At 31.6% G+C, this 26,613-nt stretch carries 24 protein-coding genes and 1 pseudogene; 5 read left to right on the forward strand and 20 right to left on the reverse strand.

Features of this window, described 5'->3' with window-relative positions; all coding sequences use genetic code 11:
* Nucleotides 1-191 precede the first annotated feature (191 nt).
* The 8 genes from KPL50_RS16820 to KPL50_RS16855 form a co-directional block, all read right to left on the reverse strand.
* Entirely contained in the window at nucleotides 192-1,118 is a 927-nt protein-coding gene (locus tag KPL50_RS16820) for a DMT family transporter (RefSeq protein ID WP_216299707.1), read from the reverse strand.
* Between the two features lie 126 nt (nucleotides 1,119-1,244).
* A complete protein-coding gene (locus tag KPL50_RS16825; RefSeq protein ID WP_309245191.1) occupies nucleotides 1,245-2,282 on the reverse strand; it encodes a DUF362 domain-containing protein in 1,038 nt (345 codons plus the stop codon).
* 50 nt (nucleotides 2,283-2,332) lie between these two features.
* Nucleotides 2,333-2,761, reverse strand: a complete 429-nt coding sequence (locus tag KPL50_RS16830) for a MarR family winged helix-turn-helix transcriptional regulator (RefSeq protein ID WP_216299708.1) — start codon at nucleotides 2,759-2,761, stop codon at nucleotides 2,333-2,335.
* A gap of 14 nt (nucleotides 2,762-2,775) precedes the next feature.
* Complete coding sequence (locus KPL50_RS16835; protein WP_216299709.1) at nucleotides 2,776-3,552, reverse strand: EFR1 family ferrodoxin; 777 nt, start codon at nucleotides 3,550-3,552, stop codon at nucleotides 2,776-2,778.
* A 211-nt stretch (nucleotides 3,553-3,763) separates the two neighbouring features.
* Nucleotides 3,764-5,185: an amino acid permease gene (locus KPL50_RS16840; RefSeq protein ID WP_216299710.1), complete on the reverse strand. Its 1,422-nt coding sequence runs from the start codon at nucleotides 5,183-5,185 to the stop codon at nucleotides 3,764-3,766.
* A gap of 516 nt (nucleotides 5,186-5,701) precedes the next feature.
* Nucleotides 5,702-6,082 carry a VOC family protein gene (locus KPL50_RS16845; RefSeq protein WP_216299711.1) on the reverse strand — a complete coding sequence of 127 codons (381 nt, stop codon included), beginning with the start codon at nucleotides 6,080-6,082 and terminating at the stop codon, nucleotides 5,702-5,704.
* A 90-nt stretch (nucleotides 6,083-6,172) separates the two neighbouring features.
* Nucleotides 6,173-6,850, reverse strand: coding sequence for a YitT family protein (locus KPL50_RS16850; protein WP_216299712.1), 678 nt, complete (start codon nucleotides 6,848-6,850; stop codon nucleotides 6,173-6,175).
* 125 nt (nucleotides 6,851-6,975) lie between these two features.
* Nucleotides 6,976-8,454: an N-acetylmuramoyl-L-alanine amidase gene (locus KPL50_RS16855; protein ID WP_216299713.1), complete on the reverse strand. Its 1,479-nt coding sequence runs from the start codon at nucleotides 8,452-8,454 to the stop codon at nucleotides 6,976-6,978.
* Nucleotides 8,455-8,888: 434 nt separating this feature from the next.
* Here KPL50_RS16855 and KPL50_RS16860 point away from each other — a divergent pair, with 434 nt between their 5' ends.
* Nucleotides 8,889-10,328, forward strand: a complete 1,440-nt coding sequence (locus tag KPL50_RS16860) for an amino acid permease (RefSeq protein WP_216299714.1) — start codon at nucleotides 8,889-8,891, stop codon at nucleotides 10,326-10,328.
* A 169-nt stretch (nucleotides 10,329-10,497) separates the two neighbouring features.
* Here KPL50_RS16860 and pepT read toward each other — a convergent pair whose 3' ends face one another.
* The 4 genes from pepT to KPL50_RS16880 form a co-directional block, all read right to left on the reverse strand.
* Nucleotides 10,498-11,730, reverse strand: coding sequence for a peptidase T (gene pepT, locus KPL50_RS16865; RefSeq protein WP_216299715.1), 1,233 nt, complete (start codon nucleotides 11,728-11,730; stop codon nucleotides 10,498-10,500).
* Nucleotides 11,731-11,824: 94 nt separating this feature from the next.
* Complete coding sequence (locus tag KPL50_RS16870) at nucleotides 11,825-12,901, reverse strand: Xaa-Pro peptidase family protein (RefSeq protein ID WP_216299716.1); 1,077 nt, start codon at nucleotides 12,899-12,901, stop codon at nucleotides 11,825-11,827.
* 127 nt (nucleotides 12,902-13,028) lie between these two features.
* Entirely contained in the window at nucleotides 13,029-14,414 is a 1,386-nt protein-coding gene (locus tag KPL50_RS16875; RefSeq protein ID WP_216299717.1) for a peptide MFS transporter, read from the reverse strand.
* Nucleotides 14,415-14,800: 386 nt separating this feature from the next.
* Nucleotides 14,801-14,962: a hypothetical protein gene (locus tag KPL50_RS16880; protein ID WP_216299718.1), complete on the reverse strand. Its 162-nt coding sequence runs from the start codon at nucleotides 14,960-14,962 to the stop codon at nucleotides 14,801-14,803.
* Between the two features lie 242 nt (nucleotides 14,963-15,204).
* On the opposite strand from KPL50_RS16880, the gene KPL50_RS27960 reads away from it, so the two are divergent.
* The 3 genes from KPL50_RS27960 to KPL50_RS27970 are packed head-to-tail and all read left to right on the forward strand — an operon-like array spanning nucleotide 15,205 to nucleotide 15,598.
* Nucleotides 15,205-15,333 (forward strand): helix-turn-helix domain-containing protein, encoded by a 129-nt coding sequence (locus tag KPL50_RS27960; RefSeq protein ID WP_375372939.1) that lies wholly within the window; start codon nucleotides 15,205-15,207, stop codon nucleotides 15,331-15,333.
* The gene (locus KPL50_RS27965) at nucleotides 15,299-15,457 is read left to right on the forward strand and encodes a hypothetical protein (RefSeq protein ID WP_375372938.1); all 159 of its coding nucleotides are present in this window, start codon (nucleotides 15,299-15,301) and stop codon (nucleotides 15,455-15,457) included. The genes KPL50_RS27960 and KPL50_RS27965 overlap by 35 nt, the downstream gene beginning before the upstream one ends.
* A gap of 3 nt (nucleotides 15,458-15,460) precedes the next feature.
* Nucleotides 15,461-15,598 carry a cupin domain-containing protein gene (locus tag KPL50_RS27970; protein WP_375372940.1) on the forward strand — a complete coding sequence of 46 codons (138 nt, stop codon included), beginning with the start codon at nucleotides 15,461-15,463 and terminating at the stop codon, nucleotides 15,596-15,598.
* A gap of 206 nt (nucleotides 15,599-15,804) precedes the next feature.
* On the opposite strand, the pseudogene KPL50_RS16890 reads toward KPL50_RS27970, so the two are convergent.
* The 8 genes and pseudogenes from KPL50_RS16890 to gpmA form a co-directional block, all read right to left on the reverse strand.
* Nucleotides 15,805-16,264 (reverse strand): annotated as a pseudogene (locus KPL50_RS16890) (glycine radical domain-containing protein); the annotation flags it as partial.
* Nucleotides 16,265-16,598: 334 nt separating this feature from the next.
* Complete coding sequence (locus tag KPL50_RS16895) at nucleotides 16,599-17,387, reverse strand: undecaprenyl-diphosphate phosphatase (protein WP_216299719.1); 789 nt, start codon at nucleotides 17,385-17,387, stop codon at nucleotides 16,599-16,601.
* Nucleotides 17,388-17,451: 64 nt separating this feature from the next.
* Nucleotides 17,452-18,132, reverse strand: coding sequence for a VTT domain-containing protein (locus tag KPL50_RS16900; RefSeq protein WP_216299720.1), 681 nt, complete (start codon nucleotides 18,130-18,132; stop codon nucleotides 17,452-17,454).
* Nucleotides 18,133-18,287: 155 nt separating this feature from the next.
* Nucleotides 18,288-19,661, reverse strand: a complete 1,374-nt coding sequence (locus KPL50_RS16905; RefSeq protein ID WP_216299721.1) for an ATP-binding protein — start codon at nucleotides 19,659-19,661, stop codon at nucleotides 18,288-18,290.
* Between the two features lie 2 nt (nucleotides 19,662-19,663).
* On the reverse strand, nucleotides 19,664-20,344 hold the full coding sequence (locus tag KPL50_RS16910; protein WP_216299722.1) for a response regulator transcription factor: 681 nt from the start codon (nucleotides 20,342-20,344) through the stop codon (nucleotides 19,664-19,666).
* Nucleotides 20,345-20,562: 218 nt separating this feature from the next.
* Nucleotides 20,563-22,050, reverse strand: coding sequence for a pyridoxal-phosphate dependent enzyme (locus tag KPL50_RS16915; protein ID WP_216299723.1), 1,488 nt, complete (start codon nucleotides 22,048-22,050; stop codon nucleotides 20,563-20,565).
* Between the two features lie 261 nt (nucleotides 22,051-22,311).
* A complete protein-coding gene (locus KPL50_RS16920; protein WP_216299724.1) occupies nucleotides 22,312-24,069 on the reverse strand; it encodes a sigma-54-dependent Fis family transcriptional regulator in 1,758 nt (585 codons plus the stop codon).
* Nucleotides 24,070-24,297: 228 nt separating this feature from the next.
* A complete protein-coding gene (gpmA, locus tag KPL50_RS16925; RefSeq protein WP_216299725.1) occupies nucleotides 24,298-25,035 on the reverse strand; it encodes a 2,3-diphosphoglycerate-dependent phosphoglycerate mutase in 738 nt (245 codons plus the stop codon).
* Nucleotides 25,036-25,459: 424 nt separating this feature from the next.
* On the opposite strand from gpmA, the gene KPL50_RS16930 reads away from it, so the two are divergent.
* Nucleotides 25,460-26,536: an NAD(P)-dependent alcohol dehydrogenase gene (locus KPL50_RS16930; protein ID WP_216299726.1), complete on the forward strand. Its 1,077-nt coding sequence runs from the start codon at nucleotides 25,460-25,462 to the stop codon at nucleotides 26,534-26,536.
* The last annotated feature ends 77 nt before the right edge of the window (nucleotides 26,537-26,613 follow it).

A 26,613-nucleotide genomic window follows, 5' to 3' on the forward strand; every position in this document is an offset into this window, starting at 1 on the left:
AATTTATTACTCATTTCAACCCCACCATTTCCTGCTTTTTTTCTATTATACACAAAAATATCCTATAGGGTAGACTTTTTTTAAATTGTCTACTCTATAGGATACATTTTATTAGCTTAATCACCAGTGTTTTTTATAATTTAAGGAATTTCTAATTCGCAAATACCGTCAATCATTTCTGGAGTTTCCATTTACTCTTCCAGACTATCGTTTATACAGTTTAGCTTTTCATCCATATTTCCATTTTTTTCAACAAGAATTACTCCACGTCTATCAAAATTAATTATGAAAATAGAACCTAAAGCCATTATAATACCCAATAGTTTAACTCCTAAAATCACTTCATTAAAAAATAAATATGAAATGATAACAGAAACCACGATTTCTAATGAACATATTATACCTGCTTTTGATGCTTCAACTCCATAAGATAAGCCAGTAATATACAAAATGTATGAAAGTACTGTTGGAATTAACCCGAGTCCTATAATGCTTGCTACTATAGGCAAACTATATTTTACATACAAAAGATTTAATGGGTTAGAAAATGGCACTAAAAATATCCACCCAAACAGAAAACTATATAAAATAATGGTTAATGGGTGGTAATCATTTATAATTGCTTTACTTATAATGGTAACTAAAGCATAAGTAAATCCTGCCCCTATTCCCAGTAAAACACCTACTGAATTGATATTTAAAGTATCCAGTGAGCCCCCGGTAACAGTTAAAAAACAGCCTACAATACATAAAATAAGTGCAGAAATTTTAATTGGTGTTAGAGCTTCTTTATAAAACATCCTACCCATAATTATTAAAAAAATAGGCGCTGTATATAATAAAATAACTGCTGTAGATATAGTAGTCCTTTTGATGGTTTCAAAATATATCAAATTGAAAAGCGCTTGCGAAAAAATACCGATTAAAGCTGTATACTTTAATCCCCTTTTATCAAGTTTTAATAATTTTTTATCTTTAAGTAAAATAAAGATAAACATTATAAGACATCCTACAAATAGTCTACAAAACACCACAAGTTTCGGGTCAAATCCAAAGTTAAAAAATATTTTCCCAAACAAACCTACAGTTCCCCATAAGCTTCCTGCTAATGCAATCATTAAGTACCCCTTTATTTGCTGTATAATAAAACCCCCCTGAATAAAAGTTAATCGACTAACTCAATTTATTATATGCTCTTTTCTTACCTTATGCACTATTTACTTAAGTAATATATAGTAAAGAAGCTATTCCATTTCAACAAGTTCGTATTGTTTACTACCTAAGCCTATTTTTTCTGCATAATCAAGAGTAGCTCTTCCTCTTCTAAATACAGTTTTACCATTGTTTTTATCAAGAACATCAAGACAAGCTTTATCAATGGCTACTGGATCTATAGATGCAAATACTCCAACATCCTTTACTATTGGTTTCATATTATGACCATCACAATCACAGTTTCTAGTTATATTAAAAGCAAAGGTTATATATATATTATGCTTATCCACTGTAGCTGCATAGGCATATTCTGCAAGCCGTTCATTAAAGGACTTAGAAATTGAAGCAAACCAACTATTGGAGATAGCACCATAGGGACATACTGCCATACAAGAAGCACAACCAATACATTTGTCCTTATGGATTTTTGCTTTTTTATCCACAGTTATTGCATTCTCTGGACATATTTTTGCACAGGCATTGCAAGCCTTACACTTAAAAGAGCTTATCTTAGGTATTGAGTTTGCATGTTGTGCAAGTTTTCCACCTCTTGATGCACAGCCCATTCCAAGTTGTTTTATAGCGCCACCAAATCCAGCAAGTGCATGCCCTTTAAAATGACTTATAACAATTAGTTGTTTTTTATTAGCAATTTCTTTTCCTATTTTACACTTATTAAAATTCTTTTTATTAATCTCAATCTCTTCAAACGCTTCTCCATGTTCTCCATCTGCTATTATTATAGGAATCTCTATAAAGCCATGCTCCTTAGCAAGCTTTAAATGCTTTTCTTTTGTAGTTCTTTCTCCTCTATATAGAACATTGGTCTCTATATATGCGCTATCTATATTTTTTTCTTTTAAATAATTTACTATTCCAGAAAAGTTTTTAGGTCCTATAAAAGTCTTATTTCCCTTTTCCCCAAAATGAACTTTAAGTGGTATAAACTTTTCAAGACCTATACTTTCTTCTTCTACAAGCTTTTTTAATAGTTTACTAGCAGCATTACTTATCTCTTCAGTTTTGGAATACGAATCGATAGCCTTAAAATAAACCTTATTCACCACGAATACCCGCCCCTCTTTAATTTAAAATTATTCCCTAATAAATTAAATTTTCATTTCTTTTCTTTATTTAAAATTGAGCTAAGCTCCTCTAATACCGAAATCATTCTCTCCGCCTTTTGGGGCTCCAGTCCCCCAACAACTACAGCCTCAAATCTATCATTAATACCAGCTACATCAATGCATTTTAAGCACTTCGTAGATATAGATAAATTAACCATTCTTCTGTTTTCTTTTGGAATTTCCCGGGCAACATATTCTCTATTTACAAGTCCTTCTACTATCCTTGAAACTGAGCTTTTAGGTAGCTCTATTTTTTCACTAAGTTCATTCAAAGACAGCGTTTTATTTTCATACAACTCAAGCATTATCATCATTTCAGGAATTGTAAGTTCAAATTCTTGTGAAATTAATTTTAAACATCCCTGAATGGATTTAAATAGTGAAATTAGTTTTTCCGCACAACCACCTGAATAGCACATAATCACACTTCCCTTTACTTATGAAATATTTCCGTTACCAATATATCTGGATGATGATACCGACCTCTATTTATTGTTACTTTTTTATATTGTATTGATTTTTGTGGACACCACTGCATACAGGCAACGCATTGTTCACATTTATGTAGCCATTGAGGTTTACCCTCATTCATTTTTATATTATTAGCAGGACACACCTTTGAACATATACCACAACCATTACATTTCTCGTCTGTCCAGAAATTTTTATCTTTTTCATAAGGTTTAAAGCTAGTATAAAGCACACCACCAACAGCTTTCATTATACTTTCGCCTACCCCGGTGAATTTTACTATTTCATTATTGTTAATACTTCTAACAATTTCAGTGATTTTTCCACCTTCATTTTTAAAATCCTTCTTTTGTTTTTCCTCTGAGTAAGGTGGATACATTACTTGATAATTTCCTGGCATCTTAACTTTAAACGCTGCTGAAAGCTTGATCCCCTTGTGATTTAACAACTTTTCTAATTGGAAAATAGATGCGCCTGCTGCCAGACCAAATGTTACAATTATAAAAACATAGGCATCTTTTGGAATTTCAATTTTTTCAACAAACTCTTTAACTAGGAGAGGCATTCCAGAATTATATACAGGAAAGACAATTCCAATTTTATTCCCCGCTACGTGATTATTCACCACAGAATTTCTGCAAATTTGTATAATCTCTGTATCTTTTAATTTAGCTGAAATATCCTTTGTTACCTTTAAAGAATTCCCCGTACCACTAAAATAGTAAATTGTTGTCTTCATAGAAAAAACACCCCTATACACAATATTATTTTCATAAAAAAATAGTTCCATTTGGAACTATTCCATTGTATATAATATTATTGTAAATCATTATCACTGTCAAGTAATTAGCAAAATAAAAAAACGTATTTGATTTTTCAAATACGTTTTCTATTTGTTAAAGCATGCACTCCCACTTATAGAAATGGGAGACTTCCCTTCTAAAATGTCGTTAAACTTTGATCTTACCAGTAACTGCTGCTACTGTCATAACTATTGCCAATATAATCATTGCTGTCATTGCTACCTTTTCTCTATGAGTAATAGCTTCATTTTTTTCTCTTTTGGCTCTTAAATAAAAACCTATACCAATTGCATAAATTATGGATGCTAGCCCTAAATACCCAATTCCTACTGCATATATAACATAAATTGAATATATACATGCAAGTATCGCTATAAGTTTTTCCTTAAAATAACCACGTTCTTTACTATATACCTTAAATGCAAACATAGAAGATAATAAATATGGTATTAATATATTAGTTGTACCTATATGTGTGGCAACATAATAAGCCTTTTGTAGTGCTGGTGAAAGCATTGCAAGCATTCCTACTTGTGTTGCTATCATTGAAAATAAAAAAGCATTAATAGGTACATTTTTATCATTATTTACTTTAAACCACTTTGGCATTAAGCCATCCTGTGCTGCTGGAATATAGAGAATTTCTGTGGTTAGCAAAAGCCAGCAAAGCAAAGCACCCATAACAGAAATTAAAATTCCAACTTTAACTATAATCCCTCCTGCACTTCCCAATGCAGTTTGTGCGAGTACTGCTGCCAGTGGTGTTTGTGCTGCAATTAAATCCTTAGCTGGTATAATACCCATTGACAAGACAGATATTGCCACATAAAGTATTGCTGTAATAACAAGTGAAATTATTGTTCCTTTACCAACAGATATTTGTGATTCCGCTCTTTGAGACAAAACTACTAAACCTTCTACACCTACGAAGCACCATAAAATCGTTCCCATGGCACCACTTATCTGTTTACCTAAACTAGCGGTCTCACCACTGGATGCTAAAATTGTTTGCCAATTCGTCACATTAAATATTCCTATTTTAAAAGCTGAAAACCCAAAAATTATCACTAAACATAGCGGTATAACTTTAGCGATTGTAACTATTAAATTCAGTATTCCAGCTTGTCTAATGCCTCTTTTTATTACAAAATAGTATATCCACAAAATAATAGAAGCGAGTACAAATGCTAAAATAGGAGGCATAGTATAACCTTCTCCAATTAAACTATTAATAGTCTTGAAAATTAAAATAATAAATGCAATGTTTCCAAGAAAAGAACTTGTAAAGTACCCCCAAGCTGAATTGAAGCCTACGAAATCACCAAACCCTTCTTTGGCATAGGAATAAATTCCACCTTGTAATTCCGGTCTTTTATTTGAAAGCATGTAAAATACCAATCCTATCATTATTACGCCAAAAACTCCAATACCCCACGAAATAAGAACCGCCATAGGATTTGTTGTTGTTATTAGGTCTGTAGGGCTATTAAAAATACCTGATGCAATCATAGTACCTATTCCTAAAGCCACAAGTAACCCAAGTCCTAATTTCTTATTATCTTCTGCCATTATAAAAACTCCTCCTTCAATACGAAACTATTTATTTCAATTTGCTAATTTTTCTCCATATCCAAACCCAAACTTTATTAGCTCCATGACAATAGTCCCTATGATAGTTTCTCCGGTTTAACCTATTTCATTCTAAAAATACAATATCACCTTGACCCCAATGCCAAAACTTTAGCAAGGTTTTAAGCTATTTTTTAATAAAAAAATAATGATCCTCTCTTTCTGAAATAATCGTTGTATCTGAACCAAACAAAATTCAAAGTAAGGCGTCATTATTAGGATTATTATATCATTATTTGTCGAATATATTCAACTAATACTTACTGTATATCTACTTTATATTCCCTCCCACTACTCTTAACCAGAATCTTCACATAAGTCACTATCTCCAATTTGAGGTGTGCTATAGTTTCATGGCTTAACACGGTATATTTTTAAAGCAAAAACAGAGCAACAATAATTGTTGCTCTGCATTTGTAATACTTATATTATTAAAATTATTTTTATGCATATAATTTAAATTTCAAAACCTTCTATTAACTCTATAGCTACGCCATTTGGATCTTTTATAAATAACATTTTAATTCCTTCAGGAGTTTCAATTAATTCTGAAATAAACTCAACATTATTTTCTTTAAGAATACTAACAAGATTCTTCAAGTTATCTACTGCTATACAAACTGCCTTTAGAGCATGAGCTCCAGTTGGAGTTTCTTTTAAAGCATTAGCATTTTCAGCAAGCTGAATAATTCCGCCACCTTCCCCTTGAACAAAAACAAATTTCATTTCTGGATTTGGACTAAACCTCTTGACTTCTTTAAAACACAATATTTTTGTATAGAAATCAACTGATTCCTCTAAATCTTTAACTTCGATAGTAGTAAAAGCAACTTTCATAAAAACCCCTCCATATATTCTAATTATTAGCTTAAGTATAAACCAATATTAAAACATTTGCCACATACAACTCCCTAAATTTATTATACATCAACTAACACTTGAGTCTTTTTTCTTGTATGCTAACTTGTTTTTTATAATTTTTACATAATCATCAATAAATCTATGTTGAACTTTTCTAACATCAAATTTAAATATTTTAAAGGCAAACTGAACAAAGTAGCCTCCCCCAATAACCATAATTAGCGTTCCAAAACCTACAGTTCCCCCTAAGAAATAACCAACAACTAATACTGTAAACTCAATAAAATTTCTAATAAATCTCACAGATTTCCCGGTTTTTTTAGTTAGTGATACCATTAAGCCATCTCTAGGTCCAGAACCGAGCCCTGCGCTAATATAAAAATAACTAGCAATCCCTATAATAAACATTCCAAGGAACATCATTATTACTCTTGCTATTATATTATTAAAAATAGGCAGTAAATGATTAAGCATCAATAAGTCCATAAAGATACCTATAAACAACATATTGAATATAGTGCCCAGTCCAACTTTCTCCCCCAGTACCCAGTCTAATATTACAATCAAGAGTCCAACTATAATACTTGCTTGTCCCATTGTAATATCTGTGAGCTTTGATACTCCTTGGTGAAAAACATCCCAGGGAGATAATCCTAGACTTGCATTAATAGTGAAAACTATACCAACTGCGTATAGAAAAAGACCCATAAATAATCTTACCAAAGTTAATAGTGATTTTTTCATTTGTGAAACCCCCTATTTTAACATAATGCACAATATAATTATAAGACAATTATGTATATTAGCAAAGAAAAAAGAGTGAAATATATCCCTATATATTTCACTCTTTTTTACAATACCAAATAACTTTAAAATACTATTTTAATTATTCCCAAGCTTTTTAGAATACCTTTTGAGATTGCCTGAGCTAACTTAGTTTGATAAGCCAATGTAACTAACAGTTTTTCTTCGGTTGCATTAGAAAGGAAGGATGTTTCTACCAATATAGCCGTAGCACGTGTATTATTTAAAACATAATAACCTGCAGTTTTAATCTTCCTATCTACTCTTCCGGTCGCTTTAATTAACTCAGTTTGAACAGCTTGAGCTAATTTTTGTCCTACTGCACTACCCCTCTTATAAAAAGTCTCAATGCCACTTACTGTGGGAACTGAATAGCTATTGGCATGAATACTTACAAAATAATTTGGTTTAGCGATATTTGAAACATCACATTTAGCTTGAAGACTCTGCGTTTTATCAATTGTTCTTGTGTATACCACGTCAACACCATTCTTAGCTAATATATTTCCTACTTTCAAAGTAATTGCTAGCACTATAGCCTTTTCTTTAGTACCCATTGCTCCTACTGCTCCAGAATCCGCTCCTCCATGACCTGCATCTAAAACTACTTTGTACTTCGCACTAACTGCCTCTTTCACGTTAATTATAACTTTAACTTTCTTGTCATAATTTTCTATAACTCCTTCATAGGTATACGTACCTACCTTAGTAAGAGAAACTATATCTTGAAGCCATTCTACTCCAATCTCTTTTTTTGAGTTATTACTCATAGTAGCCAGTACAGTTTTAGGAAAGGTATATTTGTTACCAACTTCTAAATTAACTATTATATCTCCCACTGAAGATACACTAAAAATCGAATCGTAATTAGTATCCGTATTTGCAAAGCCGGCATATTTCATTAACCCATTAGCTATAGCCTTTGCAACGTTATTTTGATAATCTTCACGAGTTAATAATATCTCTTCTTCTGGATTACTTAGGAACCCTAATTCCAAAACTACCGCCGGACAGCTTGTCTTCTTTAATAATTCAAAACTTCCTTCTTTTATTCCTCTATCACTAGCATCTGTTGCTTTTATAAGTTCGCTTTGCATTAAACCTGCTAACAGCTTATTTTTATTACTAACATCAGATAGGTAATATGTTTCAATTCCATTTGAAGTATTTAGTGAATAGTAATTAGTATTTATACTTAAAAACACATCAGCGTTTGCATTCTTTGCTATTGCAGCTTTTGCATCATCCTCATTAAGACTGTTCCAAGATACTGAATCACTGTCTCTAGTATATACTACTTTGAATCCTCTAGTTTTTAGTATATTACCTAGTTTTAACGCCGTATTTAAATTTATATCCTTAGCCTTAGCACCATTTTCACCAGTAATTTCTTTAAAGTACTGTGCGGGATCAATGCATACAGTGAAATCACTTGGTTTTGTAGGTCCGTCTGTATACGTGCTAGCCTTCACTATTATTTGCATCGGTATACACAATGCAAAGGTTAAAATCATAAATATAAATGCTTTAAAGATATTTTTCATATAGCCCTCCCTGAACACCCCATAGTTTTCATATTTAAAATTAATTTACATAATTTTAAATATGATTGTAAATTTTGGCATCAATTTGAGTTAAGTATACTACACTTTTCTTCTCTTCTCTATGATTTTTAAATGTTTTTTAGTTTTTTTTAAAATAACTTTAAAACATACATTAAATTTAACTTTAGAGTGAAACCTTTGATAAGAATCTCTATTTCTAAGAAAATTAACTGTGCACAAAATATACAAAAAATTTAGTAAGAATTAAAAATGGTATATAATAATTCATATTTCAAAAAAAACGACATGAAATCTTGTAGAAATATGCAAATAATGTTATTCTATACAGGTATCAAGGAAAATTCTGGTGAAATATAGTCCTTGTAATCGATTAAAAGCAATCATTAAATAATTAATTGGAGGGAGTTCATAATATGAACGAGACAGGAGTTAAAAAGCTTACTTGGCAAAATCTTGCCCTGATGGCTTTTGTTATGGTATGGGGATTTGGAAATGTTGTTAATAACTTTGCCAATCAAGGTTTAGCAGTTGTTGGATCATGGGTACTTATTATTTCATTATATTTTATCCCTTATGCCTTAATGGTGGGGGAATTAGGTTCTACATTTAACGATGGAAAAGCAGGAGTTAGTACATGGATCAAATCTACAATGGGACCAACCCTGGCTTATCTCGCAGGCTGGACTTATTGGGTAGTACATGTACCATATTTAGCACAAAAACCCCAGTCAATTTTAATTGCATTAGGCTGGGTAACGACACAAAACGGGAAATTTATTAAAGGTTTTAGCCCACTGGTGCTACAATCAATAACATTATTGCTATTTCTCTTTTTCCTATGGTTTGCTTCAAAAGGTGTTAATTCATTGAAGAAAATAGGAACTATAGCAGGGATATCAGTATTTGTAATGTCAATGCTATACATAGTGATGATGATTGCAGCACCTTCAATTACAGGTGCAAAAATTGCAACAGCAAATATTTCCTTAAAATCATTTATTCCAGATTTTAATTTTGCATACTTTACTACAATATCTATGCTTGTCTTTGCAGTAGGTGGCTGTGAAAAAATAGCACCTTATGTTAACGATACAAAAAATCCCTCAAAAAACTTTCCTAAGGGAATGATTGTTCTTGCAATAATGGTTGCAGTATCAGCACTACTCGGTTCAGTTGCAATGGGAATGATGTTTGATGGAAATAACATTCCTGCAGATTTGAAAATGAATGGACAGTATTACGCATTTAAAACATTGGGGAACTACTATGGAGTAGGAAACTTATTTTTAGTTTTATATGCAATTGCGAATATGCTTGCTCAGATTTCTGCATTAGCATTCTCCATTGATGCTCCACTAAAAATATTATTTGCAGAAGGAGATAAAAAATATATTCCCGCTATTCTAATGAAAACAAATAAACATGGAGCACCAATTAATGGATATAAAATGACTGCAGTTTTAGTTGGAATTATAATAATTGTACCAGCTTTAGGTATTGGAGATATGAATACCTTATACAACTGGTTATTAGATTTAAATTCAATTGTTATGCCAATAAGATATTTGTGGGTGTTTTTAGCATATATGGCTTTAAGGGGCTTTACTAAAAATAAATTCTCTTCTGAATATAAATTTATAAAGAATGATAAGGTTGCATTCGTAATAGGTTTATGGTGTTTTGTATTTACTGCTTTCGCATGTATTATGGGAATGTTCCCAAAAGTAGCACCAAACACACCAGAGTATACTTTCCAACTTATGCTTAATTTATTAACACCATTTGTTCTTTTAGGACTCGGACTTATCTTGCCTTTAATTGCAAAGATATCAAATAAGAAAGAACAAATCTAGAGCTACAGCATTTAAAATATGTAGAACAATTTATTGGCTTGTCACAATAGCTAAGCCAATTTTATACTCATTAATCCTCAATATTGTCTAATAAAAAAGAAGTATCTTAGTTAATTAAGATACTTCTTTCTATTTTATTTAAGATAAATATTACATAAATGAAATTGTTTCAATATGATTTTACAGCATATAGCTCAACTATCTTCAGTAGTACTTCAACAGCCTTTTCCATAGCAAATGTAGGTATGAATTCATATTTGCCATGGAAATTGTGCCCACCTGCGAATATATTTGGTGTAGGCAGTCCCATAAAAGAAAGCCTTGCACCGTCTGTACCACCTCTAAAAGGCACCAATATAGGAGTTATCCCTACTTCCTTCATAGCTAAAAACGCCGTATCTACAATATGTTTAACTGGCTCTATCTTTTCTTTCATATTAAAATATTGATCCTTAACTTCTATCTCAACTGTGCCATTACCATATCTATTATTTAATTTATCTGATATATTTTTGATGAATGCCTTCCTATCTTCAAACCTTTCTTTATTAAAATCCCTTATAATATATTGAAGCTTTGCTTCTTCAACTTCTCCATTAATATTAATCAAATGATAGAATCCTTCATAACCTTCTGTTCTAGCTGGTGTCTCATTTGGTGGCAAAGAATTCATAAATTCATTTGCTATAAGTGAAGAGTGAATCATTCTCCCTTTCGCTGTACCTGGATGAACATTTCTTCCATGAACACAAATCTTTGCTACTGCAGCATTAAAAGTTTCGTACTCTAATTCACCAATAGCACCTCCATCTAGTGTGTATGCAAATTCTGCATCAAATTTTTTCACGTCAAAAAAGTCTGCACCACGGCCTACTTCTTCGTCCGGTGTAAATGCAATTCTAATCCTTCCATGTGGAATATGAGGATTTTCTATTAGATATTCTGCCATAGTCATTATTTCTGAAATTCCAGCTTTATCATCAGCTCCTAATAATGTAGTTCCATCAGTAGTGATAAGAGTTTTCCCTATATAATTCTTTAATTCCGGAAAATCTTTTGGTGATAATACTATATCATTTTCTTTATTTAATATTATGTCTTCCCCATCATAATTTTCAATAAATTTAGGGTTAATATTTTTTCCTGAGATATCTGGAGCAGTATCCATATGAGCTATAAACCCTATAATTGGTACAGCTTTTTCTATATTTGATGGTATTGTAGCCATTACGTATCCATTATTATCTACACTTGCCTCTTGTAGACCCATTGCTTTTAATTCCTTAACTAATTCTGTGGCAAGTTTCATTTGCCCAGCTGTGCTTGGGACAGTGGTGGATTCCTCATCAGATTTAGTATCATAGCTCACATATTTTAAAAACTTTTCTACAACTGTTGACATATACACATCTCCTTAACCTTTATGACGGTGCATTAAAAAAATAATAATCAAGTATGATAGTCAAGTTTTATCAAAATCTACTCTACAGTAATTGTTAGTCTATGCATATAAGGTGTTTTGGAGACTTTGACAATACTTCTATTCCATCTTCAGTAATAACAAGAAGATCCTCTATTCTTACTCCACCAAAACCTGGTATATATATTCCAGGTTCATCTGTGACCACCATACCTGATTTCAGTTGTTCACGGCTTCCATACCCAATACTAGGTGCTTCATGAACTTGTCTTCCTACACCGTGACCAAGTCCGTGTCTAAAGTATTCTCCATAACCTTTTTCTTTAATATAATTTCTTGCAACTTCATCTACTTCAATAGCAGGCATATTAGGCTTAAAAGTTTTTAAAGCTAATTCTTGCGCTTCAAATACAGTATTATAAACCTCAATCATTTTTTCAGAAGGTTTTCCGATTACAATTGTCCTTGTCATATCGGAACAATATCCTTCATAAACACAACCAAAATCAAGAGTTAAAAATTCATCTTTAGTGACAACCTTCTCAGTAGCTTCCCCATGAGGTAAACTTGATCTAACACCGGATGCAATAATTGAAGGAAAGGATAATTCTTGTGCCCCCAATTTTTTCATATGAAATTCAAGCTCAAGCCCTATCTCTCTTTCTGTCATTCCTGGCTTGATAAATTTAACCATATGTTCAAAGGTCTCATCTGTAATTTGCGCTGCTCTTCTTATTAGCTTTAGTTCAGATTCATCCTTTATCGTTCTTATATTCTCAACCATTTTCTCCATAGGTACAAATTCACACTGAACTTTGCTCTTATAAAGGGTATAAGTGCTAAAGGAAAGTACATCTTCTTCAAATCCAAGTCTTTTTATGTTATTGTCCTTAATTAATTCACCTAAAAAATTTGCAAAAGGAAAATTTTTATTGTATTCTAATATTTCATAATCCTTAACCTGTGAGTTTGCCTGTTCAGTAAATCTTGAGTCTGTAATAAAAAATGTCTTATCTTTAGTTATAAGTGAAAAACTCTCATTCCCTGTAAACCCACTTAAATAATTTCTATTATGGTCGCCTACAAGAAGAACAGCATCAATACCCTTATCATTCATTAAAGCCCTTAGCTTTGATACTCTTTCTTTATACATATTAATTCCCCCTATCTATTTTATTGAAAACCCACGTATCTTGGTATATCTAAATTATGAGGGCAAATTTTCATTCCCCCCCTAGAAATTTAGATTAATATTTTAAAAAATCTTTCCTTATTTAGAATTATTCAGTAAGCGCTGAAATTTTCTTGTTACAAGCAAATAATACAATTGCACCTATAAAAAGAATTGCTGATATAATTACAAATACTTCCATAGTTCCTAGTGATGATATTGCTGTTTCTACATAGCCAGATGCTTTATTAGCTATAAATGTAGCGAAGAACCATACACCCATAAGTAATGCTAGATATTTAGGAGGTGCAGTTCTACTTACAACAGATGTTCCTAATGGTGAAAAGCACATTTCACCTATAGTTTGAAATAATGTAAAGCCTAGTACCCAGAATATGCTAGAATTAGCACCAGTATTTCCACCTCTTACAGCCTCTGCTCCTACCATAATTAGAAAGCCTAGACCTAAGAATATATTTCCTAGAGCTATTTTTTGAGTCATAGTAAAATCTCCACCGCTTCTTGTATTAGCAAGCTTCCTCCAAATTATTACCATTATTGGTGCCAAAATTACACAAAGCAATCCATTTAACATGGTTGTACTCCAGGTTGTAGGAACTAAAAAACCACCTATATTATAATTTGTATATTTATCTACATACAACAATAGTGAAGCATCTGACTGTAAATAGAATGTCCAGAAAAAGATTGAGAATAATGCTAAAATAAATATAACAACAACTTTATTTTTTTCTTGTTTAGTTAATGGCCTATTGGCTAATTCTATAGCTGCTTCATCACCAGAGGGTAAGGCGAATTTATTAGGCTTCTTTCCAAGATCACCTAATTCCTTGCAAGTATAAGCGAATACAAGCCCTGAAATCAAAGTAACTATTGCTCCTAATAAGTAACATTCCTTAAAACCATAAGTCAAGACTTGTCCAGCCACATTCCTTGTTGCAAAGGTTGAAGTATAAAAAATACCCATTACAAGGGAACCAACTAACACTCCTCCATTAACAAAGGAATAAGTGATTGAGTAAGCCATATCTTTACGCGGATCATCCTTTTCATACAAATCACCAGTTAAGGTATTTATGTTCCCTTTATAGAAACCTGTACCTATAGATACAACTATAATAAGTGCATTTATCCAGGCGGCACTTGTTGCAAAATAACCTAATGCCCAACCTGCACTCATAAGAACTGAGCCTATCATAACACAATATCTTGAGCCTAACCATTTATCAGCAACGATCCCACCTATTATTGGAGCTAGATAAGTAAATGCGCCTAAGTTTGCAGCTATAATTGCCGCATCTGCTCTAGTAATGCCTAAACCACCTTGAATTATTTGTTTTGATAAGAAAAGTATAAGAAGTGGTTTGCATCCATAGTATGCAAATCTTTCAAAGGCCATGGCTAAACCTATTCCGTAGAGTGCTTTAGGATGCTTTACTTTTGTCGCTAATATCACAGAAGTTTGTTCATTCATAATATCTTCCCCCTTAAAATAATATATAAGATTGAGTTAAAAACTCATATCCTTTCTTGAAAAGGTTTACAAAATATAAATATTGTCAGCGCTAACAATATTATCATAGGATATTATTGCTAAGAAGTCAATAATTATATTCATATTCACAAAAATAATTTCATTCAAGAATAATTTTAATAGTTATTTAGCTTATATATGAGTAATTCGCCATAATTAAAGTGGCCGCACTATAATGTTTTTTACATTCGAATAACTTCCAAAATGTTTTTACCTAAAAATATAGCAGAAAGAATAACCCCAAAGATGGGGATAGCAGTATATATTAAATTAACTATTTGCCACAAAAACATTTATTTTTGGTATAATAGAATTGTCAAAAATTACTAAACCAAAACTAAATGAACTTTTGTTATAAACACATTCATACTTAAAAGATAAACTGAGTTGGCATTATATGTAGAATCGTAACCTTCTGCATATAATTTAATTTCAAGAGTTTCAAGAAAAGATTGATATTCTTTGTGAAAATAATAAACAGTTAGCATAAATAATACCCCTTAAATTGAAACAATATAAAACTTGAATTAATTCTGAGGTAAAGTTGATTTTTGTACAAAAACCAATTAAGACATATTAGTGCCTTGAGAGTTTTCAAGAGTGCACCTAATAACAAAGTGAGGTGGATTATTATGACTTCGGATGTCGGTAAGAAAATAAAGGAATTAAGAATCAAAGGCATATAACCTTAAGGGACTTAAGCGCAAAAATTAATTTATCCATTGGCTATATATCACAACTGGAAAGGGGGTTAACGACTGTAGCCGTTGATTCCTTAATCAACATTGCTAAAGCTCTAGATGTTACATTATCGTATTTTTTAGATGAACCAAAATATAAAGGATTTTATTATCCGTAGTTATGAAAGAGAAGTATTTCAAGTCGAAAACAATCAAATTATACAAATTCAATTGACAAATGACATTGAAAGAAAAGATTTACTTCCAAGGATTTTTGAAATACTTCCAACAATAAACAATTAAGATATAACTTCATATTCACACCTTGCCGAAGAGTTTGTGTATGTTCTAGAAGGAATTCTAACTTTATTAATTAACAATGAAAGACATGAATTATTTCCTGGAGATAGCACCCATCACAGTTCTAACCTTGAACATAGCTGAGCAAACAACACTAATAGAACTGTAAAAATATTAACAGTACATACACCAAATCTTTTTAAAAAATAATTATATAAAAAGTACCTATAGCCAAACACTCTTTTAGTGCCCAGCCTATAGGTACTAGATCAAACCCAGCATAGGCTTTTTTAATTTTTCCATCCTATAACTCCTATTAATTTCTTCATTAGTGTATTTTCATCATTTTTCTAACAGCCACATCCACCAAAGGATTGATCTGTCCTTCCAATTATCTCATCTTGAAGCAATATCTAGGTTATTAAAGTAATCACTGTATCCTGCAACTCTTACTATCAAATCATTATAGTCATCAGGATTTTTTTGTGCAGCGAGTAGAATATCACTACTTACAATATTAAATTGAATATGATGACCATCTAATCTAAAGTATGACCTTACCAAATTTGATAAATTATTTAAGCCATCTTCACCTTCTACAACAGCTGGTGTAAATTTTTGATTGAGTAATGTTCCTCCAGTTTTTAAGTGATCCATTTTCGCTGCAGATTTAAGAACTGCAGTTGGTCCGTTTACATCAGCACCTTTGTCAGGAGAAATACCTTCAGATACAGGCATAAAAGCTTTTCTTCCATTAGGAGTAGCTCCAATAACTGAACCAAAGTAAACGTGACAGGTGGTAGGAAGCATATAATTGCCTTTCAATTTCTGCTTTTAATTCAGCTCTTTCAGGCGATCCCGGCATATAGCCTTTTATAGATTCGTTTTGCGGAAGTTTAATTTGAAAATATGCGTTATTCATATCTATAAATTCCCCCTAAATTTTTCTCTTAACTATAAAGTAATTGTTAATATTCTTAATTTTTGTAATATTACAATTACTATTATAATACGTGAAAACGTTCTTGTATATATATATTATATGTTTATGAAATATATTTCATGATAGTGAAAATTATTGCATATAATAGTATACATTAATCCTTTAACTTTTTTAATAAAACTGAAAATAGGTCAGAGGATATTATTTAAATCTAATAAAATATGTAACTAAAACAAAAGCACCTAAAACAAATCTATATATAGCAAATATTCCAAATCCCTTAGTTTTTAAATAATTCAGTAAAAACTTAATACTTAAAAATCCTACAATTGCTGCTGTTAAAACAGCTACAATAAATGGCGTTTTATCTATTGCAACATTTCCTATTTTTGTTGCATTATATAGTGCATCGCCAATTATTATGGGAGTTGAGAGTAAAAAAGTGAACTTAGCTATAGCTTCTCTTTCTATTCCTAAATAACGACCTGCGGACATGGTAATACCTGATCGTGATACCCCTGGTATTATTGCAAACACTTGAGAAATACCAACTATAAGACTTCTTTTAAGTCCAATATCTTCTAATTTAATTTTTTCCGCACTATTTTTATCAGCATAATATAATATTGCACCTAAAATAATAAGTGTAACTCCAATAAGAGCAGGATTTCTAAAGACTACCATATATTTATCTAATAAAACTCCGAATAAACCACCTGGAATTGTAGCTAAAACCAATAGCCAAAATAACATTCCATCCTTTGATTTCGGCTTCCGAATTCCAGCATTAATTAATTTAATCCAATCTTTCCAAAAGAACATAATTACGGCTGCCGCAGTTCCCAAATGTAATGCTACATCAAAAGCAACCCCTGGATCCTTCCATCCAAAAATCCATGGAATTAATACTAAATGAGCTGTGCTAGATATTGGGAGAAACTCACCAATCCCCTGTACTATTCCGTAAATGATAGCTTGTAAAATATTCATATAATTTCTCCTCTACTTTAAAATTTTATATATTTTTATAAAAAACAACTAATTTTTCATGGAACTATCTACTCTCTGTACTAAGAATATCATTCTTATTATCGTTACCTTTTTTCCTCTTTTCTTTTATAAACATTATAATTCCAGGTAGTAATGAAATAATTATTATAGCTATTAAAACATAAGAAAAATGATTTTTTATAAACGATAGATTACCAAAGAAGTAACCCCCACCTAAGAATAAACTTACCCATAATCCCCCACCAATCAAATTATAAGCTATAAATTTCGAGTAATTCATTTCGGAAATACCAGCTACAAAAGGTGCGAAGGTTCTAATTATAGGAATAAATCTTGCTATCACTATTGTCATTGAACCATGTTTTTCATAGAACTTCTGAGCCTTTATTAAATATTCTTTGTTAATAAACCGCACTTCTTCCTTCGCGAGTATCTTTTTCCCAATCCTTTTACCAATATAATAATTAGCAGTATCTCCAAGTACTGCAGCAAGATATACTACTACTAGAAGTGTAAATATATTCATTGATCCAATTGCTGCCAGGGTTCCCGCTGCAAATAACATTGAATCTCCTGGTAGCATTGGCATAACAACCAAACCTGTTTCAATGAAGATAATACTAAAAAGAATAGCATATGTTAATATGCCATACTGCTGTATTATTAAAGCTAAATATTTATCAATATGCATTAATCCATTTATTAATTTAATTAAAATATCCATAATTTTTCCCCTTTCGTTACAATTGATTCTGCAATCTTCCAATTTCTATATTGTATATATGAAAGATTAAAATTAGATTAAAAGGGTCTGAGATTTAGCTTAAGAATTATTATATCAATAATAAAAAACACCTAAATAACAGATAAATCTGAAATCTAGATGTTTAATATTATGGTTATCTTTGTTCCACTGTCTTCGTCACTTTCTACATTTATAGTTCCCTTATGCATCTCTACAATCCATTTAGCAATCGATAATCCAAGCCCAGTACCACCTTTTTCTTTAGATCGAGATTTATCTACAATATAAAATCTTTCAAATATATTTTGGATTTCGCCTTTTGGTATTCCAACGCCACTATCACTAATCATAATTTTTACCGTTTTATTCACAATCTCTGAACTTATATCAATTTTCCCTTGTTCTGGCGTGAACTTAATACTATTTTCAGTGAATATTCTGAGCATCTGCTTCATCATTTTATAATCTGCAAATATACTTACAGGATCATTTCTGTGGCTTGATATAATATGATTAGAGTCTATAAGTACACTTTCACTTACCACTTCAGAAATGAGCTCATTTAGCCAAAATTCACTTCTCTCTATTATTTGATTCCCACTATCACCCTTTGCAAGAATTAATAGTTTTTCAACTAAATTTTCCATATTACTACTTTCTAGCACAATAGCATGAATAGACTTTTCTAATGCTTCTTTATCATCTTTTCCCCATCTATCAAGTAGGTTTGCATAACCTTGGATAACTGCAATAGGAGTTCTAAGCTCATGGGATGCATCAGATACAAATTGAATTTGCCTATCAAAAGCTCCCTGGAGCCTATCTATCATTTTATTAAAAGTATTCCCTAGTCTTTTAAGTTCATCATCGGGACCTGTGACCTCTATTCTTTCCTTTAAATTATTAATGCTAATATTGTCAGCAGCCTTAGTTATATAGTCTATTGGCTCCAACATTTTTTTGCTTATACTATACCCAAGTAAAATTGAAGCAATAATCCCTATAAAATCTGCTATTGCCATAAGTGCAAATAGGATTTTCAGGAAGTCATATTCATTCTCCATATTCTTCACTATTTGAATATACGCTGGCCCATATTTCACATTTTCAATTTTTAAATTTTTAAATACCAAATGCTTATCATTCTCTTTAATTTTTTTAATTTTATCAAAAGGTTCTTTAATTTTAATACTATAATTAAATTCCCTTGATATATTTAGTACCTTCCCCTCTTCTTTTAGTATTCTTATGGATATATTTTCTTTAGATGGAACATCTGAAATTAATTTTTTATCGGATAGTTCTACTTGTTCTGTCTTTGACATAGCCTTATTTAAAACCATTATTTTAACATCTTCAATTTGCTTATTTGCCTGACTATACAAGTAATATTTTATTCCGTATAAAACTGAGGCATTTAAAATCAGTAAAACTAATGAGAACATCACAGCATAAACTACAGTTAATTTCACAGATACTTTTGCACTTTTGATAATTTTAAAATCCATAACTATTCACCTTTAACAACATATCCAACACCTCTTATAGTAGTTATAAGTTTATCTTCAAATCCATCATCAATTTTACTTCGCAAATACCTTATAAACACATCTACTACATTAGTATCACCTATGTAATCATAACCCCATACCTTCTCAATTAATTGCGATCTTGTGAGCACAACATCTTTATTTATCAGCAGCATCTCTAAAAGGTCATACTCCTTTTTTGTAAGTTCAATTTCCTTGCCATTCCGCTTAACATTATGAGCTCTATTATCCATGACAATATCTTTTACTTTGATTTCATCCCTGTTATTGCTTATGGATTTATTCCTTTCATACACTCTAATTCTTGCTAATAGTTCCTCTATTGCAAAGGGTTTTGTAAGATAATCATTTGCACCTACATCAAGACCCAAGACCTTGTCTGATATATCACCTTTTGCCGTAAGCATAATTATAGGTACCATTGAGGATTGTCTTATTCTTCTGCAAACCTCAATTCCATTAATTCCAGGTATCATAATATCAAGAAGTATTAAATCATATTGATTTTCCTCTGCGCTATTTAGACCTTCTCGTCCATCGTAGGCCAAGTCAACATCATATCCTTCATGATTTAATTCCATTTCAACGAACATTGACATTAGTTTTTCATCTTCAACTAAAAGAATTCTAAAATCCTTCAAATTACCACCTTCTTTTTATAGTAAAATAGTGGGCTAATAACCCACTATTTAATAATATACTCTATTTTTATTACAATTAATAGTTTATTTATTTTTTTACTGAAACTACAGACAGTGTTGGCTTGTCTATATTTTATGTAATCAAAGGGATATACTAATAAACTTTTTATATAAAAATAGAAGCTATTGCATCTAAGCACTAGCTTCTATTTTATAGATTACTTTGTCTTTATAAGACCAGTTCTTTCATTGAATTGTTCAATTAATTTATCTAGTTCTGGTCCCATCTGATGTAACTTTCCCCAATAATTATCATAGTCATACCATTGTGCATTTAACTCATCCAAATCGTACTTTTGTTGTTCAATCCAAGTGTAGTACTTAAGGTTGTGAATGCGTTTTTTACTTTGGTATGTTAACTCTTCCATGCTGTCTGTTCTAACACCTAAAACACTTCTGTTATGGTCTATGGCAGCATCAACTTCTGAATAATCTCTGCCTCTTTGTGTTTGCATTTCTGCTAGTCTTGATCCATACATTTCTGCAGAATCTGTAAGAACAGTCATCACCATATCATTTTCCGTTAACTCATAGTATTTAGCAAATTTAATACAGGTTAGGATATTTGCGGCACCAGATATACCAACATATGAAAGTTTAGAAATTAGCTCGTCAGAAATACCTTGCTCTTTTAAATATGCTTTTCCAGCTGGTTCATTAAATAATTTAAACATAGCCAATGCATCATTATCGTCAATAGCAACAACCATATCTGTATTGCGAACATTATGAATCCAAGGAATATGTTTATCACCAATACCCTCAATTCTATGATCTCCAAAGCCATTATTTAATAGCGTTGGACATTGAAGCGCTTCACCAACTGCAATTTTAGCATTTGGGTATTGATCTTTCATAAAGTCTCCACTTCCAAGTGTACCTGCGGAACCTGAAGTTAAGCATACACCAGCAAGTCTTCCATTTTCACCAGCTTCAGCTTTAACAATGTCGTTCATAGCATTGCCCGTTACTTCATAATGCCATAAATGATTGCCAAGTTCACCAAATTGGTTAAATATAACAACGTTATCTCTAGTATTTCTAAGTTCCCATGTTTTATCATAAATTTCTTTTACATTACTTTCACAACCAGGAGTTGCAATAACTTCTCCAGCTACTTTTGAAAGCCAGTCAAAACGTTCTTTACTCATATTTTCAGGTAATATAGCAACAGCTTTACATCCAAGTAACGCTGAGTTGTATGCTCCACCACGGCAGTAATTGCCTGTTGATGGCCAAACTGCTTCATGAAAAGTAGGGTCAAATTGTCCAGTAACTAAACGTGGAACTAGGCAAGCAAAACTTGCTCCAACCTTATGACATCCAACTGGAAAATACTTTCCAACCATTGCAAAAATTCTTGCTTTAACGCCTGATATTTCTGAAGGGATTTCTATATAGTTTGGCAAATCATTGTATAATCCGCCCTCTTTTACAGGTTGATTTTTCCAAGAAATTCTGAACAAATTAACAGGATCAATATCCCATAAACCAGTAGTCTTCAATTTTTCTTTGATCTCTGCAGGTATCTTACTAGGGTCTTTCATCTGAGCAAAAGTTGGTATAACAACATTTCTCTCTTTAGCACTCTCTACGGTTTTTTTAAGTTGCTCCTCATTGATAGTTAAATCTATTAAGTTTTTCACTTTAACCCCTCCTCTGTGTATATTGTTTTTATTTGTTATCTTCAAAATATTTTATAATCAAATTGTTTTAAACTATAATTCTATATTAGCAATAATTGTGCCAAATTCATTACTGTACTACATAGCCACTGCCAATGATTAGACTACCTATTTTGCTAAAAACTTACATAGTTTTTATCATATTGATAAAAATTATCATTTTGATAAACCAAAACTTTTCTGAATTTTCAATCATTCAAAGTGTAAATAAAATACAAATTATCATTTTGATAATTTGTATTCTTCAATTTTTCTATACAATGTTGCTATTCCTATTCCAAGTTTCATAGCTGCATTTTTTTTTCCTTCAGTACTTTCACCATATTTCTCCAGTGCATTTTTTATTGCGTTCTTTTCAAGATATTTTAACGTATATATTTCATCTTCGTTATTAAAAATATTAGTTTTATTATGAAAAATACTTTTAGGTAAAATCTCTTTTGTTATTATCCCATCAGTACCCATCATGTTAATAATATATTCAACAGTATTCTCTAGTTCTCGTACATTACCTGGCCATTCATAGTTATAAAATATTTGCCATATGTCATCCCCTAATTTTATATCCAAGAAATTTTTATTAAATAAATTGCAATATTTCTGGAGGAAAGTTTCTATAAGTATTTTTATATCTGCCTTTCTTTCTCTTAGAGGCGGTATTTCAAGAGGGATTACATTTAATCTATAGTATAAGTCCTCTCTAAATTTGTTTTCTTTTATGGCTTTTACTAAATCTTTATTTGTTGCTGCAATCACCCTAACATCAATATCTATAATTTTATTTGAGCCTATTCGCACTATGGTTCTTTCTTGAAGCACCCTAAGTAGTTTAGTCTGGAGGTAAAGAGGCATATCTCCTATCTCATCTAATAATATAGTACCTTTATTTGCAAATTCAAATTTGCCCATTTTCCCCATAGGATCTGCCCCTGTAAAAGCGCCTTTTGCATATCCAAAAAGTTCGCTTTCGAGTAGCATGTCTGGTATCGCCCCACAATTTATAGCAATGAAAGATTTCTCCTTTCTGTTACTTTCATCATGTATAGCTCTTGCAAACAACTCTTTTCCGGTACCACTTTCTCCAGTTATAAGTACTGTAGATGATGATATCGCAATTTTCTTAACATTTTGCTTTAATTTTAGAATTTGTTCTGATCTACCAAAAATGTCCTTACTTTTTATTACCTTATTAAAAGCAGCAAAATTTGATAACTTCTCTTTGAATTTTTTTGCATCTTGAAAGAAAAACATCCTATCATATTGAGCTTCATTAAATTTTATAGAATGCACACTTCCAATAACAAAAAAAACCTCTTTATCTACCATTAGCTCATATTCTTGAAGGTCAAAAACATTATCACCGCTTACTTTAATTTGCACTTTATGATTTGTAAAATTTCCTGATAAATTTAATTCTTTTAAACCGTTTTCATTAATCTGAGTAATACAATTATCTTTGTTTATTATAATTACACCTTGCTCAGTTTTATCAACCACAAAATTCAGTAGTTGAAGCAAGGTCTGTGATTTCATTTTTTCTCTTTTTTCATAGGCGGTACTGCTTATAAACTCAGAAATCTGCTGCAGAAAAGCCATATACACATCAAAGTTCGCCATTAGATGTTTTTTTTGATCGTTGTTAATGCATATTAGCCCGATCACGCCAATAGTCTCCTCATTTAATTTTATAGGTGTACTCATTTCAAATTCTTCACCACAAAAATCTCTTTTAGGACAAGGTATGCAAAGTTTATCTTTTCCTGGATCATATATAATCTGGGACTCTCCAGATTTTATAACTTTTTTATAAACGTATCCCTCTTTTGATATATCAACATCTATTTTTTCATTATAAATGCCTGTTCCTGCTATTCTAATTAAATTATCATCTACTATTTCAACTTCTACCTGAAGAATCTGGGATATAATATTTGCATATTTAATTACTGCTTCTTGTATGTTCTTCAATATGGAGTTCAATACTTTTATTCCCCCTTCTAAAACAATGAATTAACTTAATATAATGATAATTCAAACTAATCTAATGCTAATTTTAAGCTTTTTGTATATTTAAGTAAAGAAAATAAAAAAAATCTATATCTTTAATTTTACTAGGTAAATTAAAAAATAAGCTTTTTCATAAAAAAAACTGCTGAAATATATTTAAATATTTCAGCAGTTTTTCGTTGTTATCCTTCACTAATTGTCTTATTCTTTAAATGTTTTTGGGATTGCCTCTTGTGGCATTTTACCATCTCGCTCCAAATAATAGTGCCTAATAGGCTTCAAATTATCATCTAATTCATATACGAGTGGAATTCCTGTAGGTATGTTGAGGCTTACTATATTATCACTAGATATATTATCCAAATATTTCACTAAAGCTCTTAAAGTATTTCCATGTGCAGAAATTATAATCTTCTTGCCCTCTTTAATTTTGGGTGCAATTTCCTGAAACCATTCTTCCATTACCCTTTTTATAGTATCCTCTAAATTTTCAGTCGTAGGAATTTGGTCTTCTCTTAATTCACTATATTTTAACTCCTTACCTGGATATCTGTCATCAGTTTTCAAAAGTTCTGGTGGTCTTACATCCACATACCTTCTCCATTTATGAACTTGCTCATCGCCATATTTTTCTGCAGTTTCCGCCTTGTTTAAACCTTGCAAAGCGCCATAATGTCTTTCATTGAGCTTCCATGACTTATATACAGGAATCCACATTAAATCCATCTCATGCAGTGCAATCCATAGAGTTCTAATTGCCCTTTTTAATACAGAAGTATATGCTATGTCAAAGGTATAGCCATTTTGTTTAAGTATTTCGCCTGCTTTCCTTGCTTCAATTAAACCATTCTCTGATAAATCTACATCTGTCCAACCGGTAAATCTATTTTCTTTATTCCAAAGGCTTTCGCCATGTCTTATTAATACTAACTTAATCAATTTAATCACTCCTTTTATAATTTAAATATTACTATTATATATTTTTAGGTTATTATACTACATTTTCATAAAATTAAAGTGTCTAATTATAATATACTCCAAATCATTATACATATCCATTAAAGCTAAAAACTTCTCTAAAGAAACCCTATTAATATTATTAAATAATTTTATTTACCTTTCAATTATAAGATTGTCTTATTAGTATAATGAGCTTTTAAAGATATTATAGTAAAGACTCTCTATTAGGGCTTAAGCTAATAAAATATAAAACAAAGGAATTAAGACTTGAATCTTAATGTTATTACAAATAATATCATAAAATTAAATATTTACCTTTATAATGCCTTGCAATTGCTATTTTTATGTTAAAGTTGTACAATAGTGGTATTAATAAACAATTATTGAAAGAAGGGATTATATTATGAAAGCATTAGCTTTAATAGAACCAAATAAAATTGCTTGGATAGAAAAAGAAAGACCTATTGCAGGACCATATGACGCAATTATTCGTCCTACTGTAATTGCTCCCTGTTCCTCAGATGTTCACACTGCCTTCGAGGGTGGCGCACAAAAACCTTCTGGTTTTGTACTTGGACATGAAGCACTTGGGGAGATTGTCGAAATTGGCGATTTGGTAAAAGACTTTAAAGTGGGCGACAAAGTTGTTGTTCCTGCTGGAACTCCTGATTGGCGATCAAGAGGAATTCAAGAACATAACTTTAAGCACTCTAGCGGTCCATTCTCAAGTTTTATGTTATCTGGAACACGCGATGGAGTTTTTGCTGAATTATTCATGGTAAATGATGCGGATAATAACATGGCTCTGCTACCAAAAGATGTCTCTGTTGATGATGCTATTATGACCGTTGACATGGTTACTACAGGTTTTAGTGGTGCTGAAATGGCTGACATTAAATTCGGTGATTGTGTTTGTGTTATTGGTATTGGACCTGTTGGTCTAATGGCAATTGCAGGAGCTAAACTTCGTGGTGCTGGTCGTATTTTTGCAGTGGGCACCCGTCCTAATTGTGTAGCTTTAGCTAAAGAATACGGTGCAACAGATATCATAAGCTACAAAGAAGGTAATATTGCCAAACAAATTCTTACTCTTACTGGTGGACGCGGAACTGATGCAACTATCATCGCAGGCGGCGACGCTGAAACCTTTGGTTTAGCAATTGCAATGACACGTTTTGGTGGTGGAAACATCGCAAACATCAACTATTTTACAGGCTCAGACTATTTACCAATTCCTACTTTAGCCTTTGGTCGAGGCATGGCAGGTAAAACCATACGTGGTGATCTTTGCGAGGGTGGACGTGTTCGTATAGAGCGTTTACTTAATATGATTCGCTATGGTCGTATTGAGCCAGGCAAAATGATTACTCATAGGTACTATGACTTTCATAAGCTTGAAGAAGCATTCTACGTTATGAGAGACAAGCCAAGGGATTTAATTAAGCCTGTTGTTTACATTGATTGGAGCAAAGAAAACTAGTATTCCATATAAATAAAATTATCTTAGCATATTTCACCTAAGGTTTTATATTCACCTTTACATTTTTGACCAAGTGC

It is taken from the genome of Clostridium sp. CF012, assembly GCF_018861755.1.
Lineage (GTDB): Bacteria > Bacillota > Clostridia > Clostridiales > Clostridiaceae > Clostridium_AD.

Excerpts from the sequence above, each read along its gene's own strand:
- KPL50_RS16875 (WP_216299717.1), bottom strand. The coding sequence starts at position 14,414 with ATGAATGAACAAACTTCTGTGATATTAGCGACAAAAGTAAAGCATCCT.
- KPL50_RS16830 (WP_216299708.1), bottom strand. The coding sequence starts at position 2,761 with ATGTGCTATTCAGGTGGTTGTGCGGAAAAACTAATTTCACTATTTAAA.
- KPL50_RS16845 (WP_216299711.1), bottom strand. The coding sequence starts at position 6,082 with ATGAAAGTTGCTTTTACTACTATCGAAGTTAAAGATTTAGAGGAATCA.
- KPL50_RS16835 (WP_216299709.1), bottom strand. The coding sequence starts at position 3,552 with ATGAAGACAACAATTTACTATTTTAGTGGTACGGGGAATTCTTTAAAG.
- KPL50_RS16900 (WP_216299720.1), bottom strand. The coding sequence starts at position 18,132 with ATGGATATTTTAATTAAATTAATAAATGGATTAATGCATATTGATAAA.
- KPL50_RS16860 (WP_216299714.1), top strand. The coding sequence starts at position 8,889 with ATGAACGAGACAGGAGTTAAAAAGCTTACTTGGCAAAATCTTGCCCTG.
- KPL50_RS27965 (WP_375372938.1), top strand. The coding sequence starts at position 15,299 with ATGAACCAAAATATAAAGGATTTTATTATCCGTAGTTATGAAAGAGAA.
- pepT (WP_216299715.1), bottom strand. The coding sequence starts at position 11,730 with ATGTCAACAGTTGTAGAAAAGTTTTTAAAATATGTGAGCTATGATACT.
- KPL50_RS16895 (WP_216299719.1), bottom strand. The coding sequence starts at position 17,387 with ATGAATATTTTACAAGCTATCATTTACGGAATAGTACAGGGGATTGGT.
- KPL50_RS16850 (WP_216299712.1), bottom strand. The coding sequence starts at position 6,850 with ATGAAAAAATCACTATTAACTTTGGTAAGATTATTTATGGGTCTTTTT.
- KPL50_RS16905 (WP_216299721.1), bottom strand. The coding sequence starts at position 19,661 with ATGGATTTTAAAATTATCAAAAGTGCAAAAGTATCTGTGAAATTAACT.
- KPL50_RS16840 (WP_216299710.1), bottom strand. The coding sequence starts at position 5,185 with ATGGCAGAAGATAATAAGAAATTAGGACTTGGGTTACTTGTGGCTTTA.
- KPL50_RS16870 (WP_216299716.1), bottom strand. The coding sequence starts at position 12,901 with ATGTATAAAGAAAGAGTATCAAAGCTAAGGGCTTTAATGAATGATAAG.
- KPL50_RS16855 (WP_216299713.1), bottom strand. The coding sequence starts at position 8,454 with ATGAAAAATATCTTTAAAGCATTTATATTTATGATTTTAACCTTTGCA.
- KPL50_RS16820 (WP_216299707.1), bottom strand. The coding sequence starts at position 1,118 with ATGATTGCATTAGCAGGAAGCTTATGGGGAACTGTAGGTTTGTTTGGG.
- KPL50_RS16930 (WP_216299726.1), top strand. The coding sequence starts at position 25,460 with ATGAAAGCATTAGCTTTAATAGAACCAAATAAAATTGCTTGGATAGAA.
- KPL50_RS16880 (WP_216299718.1), bottom strand. The coding sequence starts at position 14,962 with ATGCTAACTGTTTATTATTTTCACAAAGAATATCAATCTTTTCTTGAA.